This is a genomic window from Hydrocoleum sp. CS-953, from assembly GCF_002260545.1.
In the GTDB taxonomy this organism is placed as follows: Bacteria; Cyanobacteriota; Cyanobacteriia; order Cyanobacteriales; family Microcoleaceae; genus Trichodesmium.
In genome coordinates, this window is sequence record NZ_LGSU01001054.1 from 1 (window position 1) to 6,383 (window position 6,383).

General features: G+C 39.2%; 4 protein-coding genes. 3 read left to right on the forward strand and 1 reads right to left on the reverse strand.

Translation table 11 applies throughout. From position 1 onward, the window contains the following. The first annotated feature begins 159 nt into the window (after positions 1–159). The 3 genes from AFK68_RS15530 (at position 160) to glgA (ending at position 3,850) form a co-directional block, all read left to right on the forward strand. Positions 160–495, forward strand: a complete 336-nt coding sequence (locus AFK68_RS15530) for a nucleoside triphosphate pyrophosphohydrolase (protein WP_094673575.1) — start codon at positions 160–162, stop codon at positions 493–495. A 445-nt stretch (positions 496–940) separates the two neighbouring features. Continuing rightward, positions 941–1,405, forward strand: coding sequence for a DNA phosphorothioation-associated protein 4 (locus AFK68_RS15535; RefSeq protein ID WP_094673577.1), 465 nt, complete (start codon positions 941–943; stop codon positions 1,403–1,405). A gap of 1,026 nt (positions 1,406–2,431) precedes the next feature. Further along, on the forward strand, positions 2,432–3,850 hold the full coding sequence (gene glgA, locus AFK68_RS15540; RefSeq protein ID WP_094673576.1) for a glycogen synthase GlgA: 1,419 nt from the start codon (positions 2,432–2,434) through the stop codon (positions 3,848–3,850). Positions 3,851–4,249: 399 nt separating this feature from the next. Here glgA and AFK68_RS45325 read toward each other — a convergent pair whose 3' ends face one another. Then, positions 4,250–4,462: an HNH endonuclease gene (locus AFK68_RS45325; protein WP_371357404.1), complete on the reverse strand. Its 213-nt coding sequence runs from the start codon at positions 4,460–4,462 to the stop codon at positions 4,250–4,252. Positions 4,463–6,383: the final 1,921 nt, after the last annotated feature.

A 6,383-nucleotide genomic window follows, 5' to 3' on the forward strand; every position in this document is an offset into this window, starting at 1 on the left:
GAAAATTTTGACTATAGTTACAAATAAACTACGCACTATTGACTAGAGAGTCAGTATATTGGTAGCAATATATTGGTAGCAATTAGTATATATTTTATATATGGTGTTTGGTATAAGTTCAACCAACAGACAAAAATTAGTGAATGAGGCAATACAATTATGCGTAAAGAATATAATAAATTAGTCCGCGATCGCATTCCAGAAATTATCCGTAAAAGTGGTCTAGAATGCCAAGCTGTAACTCTCTCAGAAATAGAATATCAGCAAGCATTACGGCGAAAAATAATTGAAGAAGCCCAAGAAGTGGCTACAGCAAATAACACTGATTTAGTCATAGAAATAGCTGACTTGTTAGAAGTAGTAGATGCTTTACTCAAAAGTTACGGTATTTCTCATCATCAAGTGGGATTAGAACAAGATAAAAAGAGGGCAAGTAAAGGAGATTTTGAGAATCAAACTATGTTGTTATGGATAGAGGAAAATAATACTAAATAGAAAATATTAAAAATATAGTCTAGAAGAAACATACTAACTAATATACCTAGAAAAAAGTTTTAGTTTATTATCCTGTTGTTTGTGTAGGTAATTTTTAACGATTAAGAAAAATTACTTTGGCGACTGCCGTTTCCATACCATGAAAAACAGAAAAAAAATCATAATTACCTCTCCCTTGTAAGGAGAAGATTAACGCTTAAGGAAAAATTTTCTTTATTGAATTTGTTAATAAGTAATAGGTTGTAGAAGGAGTATAAATATCTTAATATTTTTCCAGTTAAAAGTCTGAAACTCAGAACTATCTATCACCTGTCTCCTTTGTTTCAGAAGATTTTGCTTACCAATTTTATCCTTGGCATTTAAGCTTTTCTTTTGTCAAATATATTTTCTTTATCCTCAAAATATGACTGCTATATTTGGGTATAAACATTTATTTTTTTTAGTTATGAACAGAATTAGAATTGCTAAAGATAAAGCAGATTTAGTCAAAGCTTTAACCGAATCAGAAGGAAAAACAGGTCCATTTAAAACTTATGCAGATGTAATGGTATTTGCTGCATCTTTAGCTATTAAGAAAAAACAGCGAGTTCCACTAACAGAAATTTCTCCAAGAGAACCAGGTCCAATTAATATTGAAGTGTTTTGGTCTAGGGGATATGAAAGTATTATTAAATTAATCGCGATCGCCGACACAAGAGATACAAAAATTCTCTGCCAAACCAATGAAGAAATAGAAGAAAATCGGATTAAAATATTTGAAGAATATGCCAATGGAGGATTGGAAATATTACGAGATGAACTGCGGGGTGCAGTAAATTATTCAGAACGGCTTTTATTAGTTTTAATTTCTGAGAGATATCAAAAACCTCAGCCAGAAACTGAATTTGATTTAACTAAATTTTTGGGGTAAAAGACGCAATTGTTGTCGAAAAGAATAAAAATCAGAAGTAAGTATTCAGCATTCAGCTAGCCTCCTAAAGAGGAACTACGTTAACAGCTATTAGCTATAAATTATTAACTCATAATCTTGAAAAGATAAATTAGTCCCCAAGGAGAATTAAAAGTTATCAAGAACAAGAAAAAGGTTATCAGCTAACAGAAGTCCAGTTATTACGTTCATACAGTTCATACATCTGAATGCTGTTTGCGGAGCATTCCTGGACGGAAATGCTAGTAGCTTAATGCTTAAAATTATAAAGGAATTTCCTACTTGATGAAGTACATATTACGAAATAGGTTATAGGGNGTTCATACATCTGAATGCTGTTTGCGGAGCATTCCTGGACGGAAATGCTAGTAGCTTAATGCTTAAAATTATAAAGGAATTTCCTACTTGATGAAGTACATATTACGAAATAGGTTATAGGGAATAAGCAAAAATATTTTTAAAATTTAAAATTTTAAATTTTTAAGATTCACTTTTGACTTCTGAAGATTGATTAACCATTGTTGATTTACTAATATTTGTTAACATAAATTCATATATATTGATTTAGTTGTATTGATTTAGTCCCATAGATTTTGCTCTAATCACTTGTAGACAGAGTAGTTTGTGGTCGAAAACCAGGCCACTAAGTAACCTCTATCCTGATAAGTTACCGAAGCGCATGGTCAAGTAATTAAAACTTCTGCGACGTCGATAACCAAGACGATGTAAGTGTTTAAAAAGCGTCTACAGGTTTTCTTGTAGACATTGGGAGATACCCCCTCAGCATGTTAATCTTGCTGTGCATTGTTAACAAATGTTAGCACTCATAGTATCGGGCAATTAAGAAATTCTCACGCCTCTCAAATTTAGCCACAGCAATTTAACTTCTAACTTCTGACTTCTAACTTCTGACTTTTAACTTCTGACTTCTGAATTGAGCTATAAGTGCGCCCATACAGGTATGATGACGATATTGAGAATCAAAAAGGGAACGCAAATTAAAAAATTATGCGAATTTTATTTGTGGCTGCTGAAGTGACTCCTTTAGCAAAAGTTGGTGGGATGGCAGATGTAGTCGGTGCCTTACCCAAAGTCCTACGAGCAATGGGTCACGATGTTCGTATCTTCATGCCTTATTATGGCTTCTTAGGCGACAAGATGGAAGTTCCAGAAGAACCCATGTGGGAAGGAACTGCCATGTATCAAAACTTCAAAATTTATGAGACGGTACTACCAAAAAGTGACGTGCCATTGTACCTATTTGGTCATCCTACTTTTTGGCCACGTCGTATCTACTATGGAGATGATGAGGACTGGAGGTTCACTCTATTTGCCAATGGGGCGGCTGAGTTTTGCTGGAATGGCTGGAAACCAGACATTATTCATTGCAACGACTGGCACACTGGTATGATTCCAGTTTGGATGCACGAAACCCCAGATATTAAAACCGTATTTACTATTCATAACCTAGCTTATCAAGGACCTTGGCGCTGGTACTTGGAAAGAATTACTTGGTGTCCCTGGTATATGGAAGGCCATAATACAATGGCAGCAGCAGTTCAATTTGCCGATCGGGTAACTACTGTTTCTCCCACCTATGCTGGTCAGATCCAAACTCCTGCTTATGGTGAACGCCTAGATGGTTTAATGTCTTTTATTAGTGGGAGACTAGAGGGTATCCTCAATGGTATTGACATGAACTTTTATAATCCCGCTAATGACAGATATATTGCTCAAACTTATAATGTCGATACCTTAGAAAAACGGGTTGCCAATAAAGTTGCTCTTCAAGAAGAGGTAGGTTTTGAAGTTAACAGAAATACCTTCTTAGTCGGAATGGTTTCTCGACTGGTGGAGCAAAAAGGACTTGATTTAATGCTGCAAGTCTTGGATCGGTTTATGGCTTATACTGATAGTCAGTTTATTTTGTTGGGCACTGGCGATCGCTTCTATGAAACCCAAATGTGGCAGATAGCAACTCGTTATCCAGGTCGGATGAGCGTCCAACTTTTACATAATGATGCCCTTGCCCGACGAATATATGCAGGTACTGATGCCTTTTTAATGCCCAGTCGGTTTGAACCTTGTGGTATTAGTCAGTTATTGGCAATGCGTTATGGTAGTGTACCTATTGTGCGTCGTACAGGCGGGTTAGTTGATACTGTCTCTTTCTATGACCCTATTAATAATGCTGGTACTGGCTATTGTTTCGATCGGTATGAACCACTAGACCTACTTACTGCAATGGTTCGAGCGTGTGAAGCTTTCCGGTTCAAAGATAAATGGTTCGAGTTACAGAAACGTGGCATGAGAGAGAACTTTAGCTGGGATAAATCAGCTAAAGAGTATATCAAAATGTATAAATCAATACTCGGACTACCTGAAGAAGATACAGCAGTAGAGAAAGAGCCTGAATTAGCACAATAATAATTAATTTGGAAAAGGAATTGAGGTAAAATCACCTAATTCCTTTTTCTTTATTATGCTAATTATTGCTCTGCTGATTAATTCTGACGGGCATTGACAGATAAATGTTTTAGCATTTTTAGGTCTTAAAGTTCAAAAAGGAGCGCATTTCTGGCGCATAGATAGTTGGGCAAAAAAATTACTCCCCTAGTCCCCTACTCCTTAAACCTACATTCCGCACGTCAAATTGCAACATTAAAAGTAGTATGAAGACCTCTAGCTTGGTAAGTATTTATACCATATAAATCATCTTCATGTTAAACTAAGCCAGTTTGTTACCAAACCGACTCGTCTGCCCCCTTTGGGGGAGCTGCGCTAACAAAACCGTGCGTGAGACTTTCACCTCACACGGCTCCTCTGTTAGACGTCCCTTTTCATGGGTACATCCTGCTTCAGAGTTAACATATCGTTAATCCATATATAATTTTCAGGTAAATCCTGGGGTCTAAATTTTGGATATGTTTTTTTGTCTAAAGCAGTTTTACTGTCGTGGCAATGTCGGTGCAATAGTTGTTTATTTCTGATTGTATTGTCACCACCTTCAGACCTTGGTTTTATATGAGCTACTTCCATAAGGTCAGTTGGTCTAAAGGTTAGTCCACAAAATGCGCATTAGAATTCTAAATTTAATAATTTAATCATTTAATAATTCTAAATTCTGAATTCTGAATTCTGAATCTATGCTTCTTACCCAATCTTACTCTCCCTAAGACCTGCAACCATAGTGCAGATTTACCTTGAATGGCGCACCTTCGATTTCGACCTGTATTCTTAGGTGTATTAGAGAGGTTTTCTCGTTCCCTTATTCCTTTATTANGGTCTAAAGGTTAGTCCACAAAATGCGCATTAGAATTCTAAATTTAATAATTTAATCATTTAATAATTCTAAATTCTGAATTCTGAATTCTGAATCTATGCTTCTTACCCAATCTTACTCTCCCTAAGACCTGCAACCATAGTGCAGATTTACCTTGAATGGCGCACCTTCGATTTCGACCTGTATTCTTAGGTGTATTAGAGAGGTTTTCTCGTTCCCTTATTCCTTTATTACGACTGATTTATTGGGGTAAAATCTCCCGGAGGGTGCGATATAGTTGCTGATAATCTCAAGTCAATAAGATTATCTATTGACCCCCTGACTTTCGTCCTACATCCCATAGCTACCTTTGAGATGGGCATTAGTATTGAGAGTTGTTATAGTCGATGGGAGGTATTACCCTCCGCACCTCTACTTCACGCGCCGTGCGTGCGACTTTCACCGCACACGGCTCCGTGCTACTGTGGTAACATCTCAATAGAGACAAAACCCGTTGATTAGGGCACTCACCGGGTCAAGGTTTAGATTATCCTAATCTTCCACCGTCTCAGTCAGGGAGTGCCTTTAGCCTACCGCCTTGGAGTTATTTACCTCTGTGTCGTATTGCGCTCGACTAACGAGCAGGGCAATTTCAGGCTAAAGGTTTTTACCCTGTACGCATAGGCTTCGGAAACTTCACTCTTTTGGTGTCTAAGTATCATCACCCTTTCTTTGAGGTTTCTCGATTGCCNCGTCTCAGTCAGGGAGTGCCTTTAGCCTACCGCCTTGGAGTTATTTACCTCTGTGTCGTATTGCGCTCGACTAACGAGCAGGGCAATTTCAGGCTAAAGGTTTTTACCCTGTACGCATAGGCTTCGGAAACTTCACTCTTTTGGTGTCTAAGCATCATCACCCTTTCTTTGAGGTTTCTCGATTGCCGGGGGTAATGAGTGTTCCCCCATCCTAACCGTCAAGCAAGAGTTCCGAGCTTCCCTCCTACTAGCCACAAAACCTACATGACCAGACTTGCTTGCCGTTTTTCCTCGTTCCGAGTTACAGATTGTTTTGACGGTTTAGGGCTGTCCAATTCGCCTACACGATCCCCAGGGATGCGTCTANTGCCGTTTTTCCTCGTTCCGAGTTACAGATTGTTTTGACGGTTTAGGGCTGTCCAATTCGCCTACACGATCCCCAGGGATGCGTCTAACTAATTAAATTTGACGCGGGGATGCTCGTGTGCGGTCAGGAGACTTTGGAGTGACTCCTTGCCGGGAAGTAAGACGTTTTTTCAGGACATTCCGCCCCGGTACCCATGCCGTCTCCCCATTACCCCCAGTGCGCCTATCACTCTTGGCTCTGGTTGGGGCCTGATGCCAGCTTCACTCTGAAGCGTGGAAAAGTTCTAGCTCGGTGTGGCCAGGTCGGGAGTCCGCTGTCCCTTAGCGGGTGAGACTTTCACTCACATCCGTAACTCAGTTATCTAGCAGGCTCTTCTTTGGTGGCCTCATATAGCGATGAGATATACAGGCTCTTCCGCCGTGGCCTCGTATTTACCCTATTCATACCCCTCTGGTTGCGCTTAGGCTCCTAATAGGAACGAGTCGCACTAATTACCTTCCTGTTCGTCCACTTGGTTAGAGTCGATGGAGGGTATTATCCCTCGCACCTCTCCTTCAGAACCTATCGTGCGACTTTCAC

Bases quoted from the DNA above. Each gene is read 5' to 3' on its own strand.
- AFK68_RS45325 (WP_371357404.1), bottom strand. From the start codon at position 4,462: ATGGAAGTAGCTCATATAAAACCAAGGTCTGAAGGTGGTGACAATACA.
- AFK68_RS15530 (WP_094673575.1), top strand. From the start codon at position 160: ATGCGTAAAGAATATAATAAATTAGTCCGCGATCGCATTCCAGAAATT.
- glgA (WP_094673576.1), top strand. From the start codon at position 2,432: ATGCGAATTTTATTTGTGGCTGCTGAAGTGACTCCTTTAGCAAAAGTT.
- AFK68_RS15535 (WP_094673577.1), top strand. From the start codon at position 941: ATGAACAGAATTAGAATTGCTAAAGATAAAGCAGATTTAGTCAAAGCT.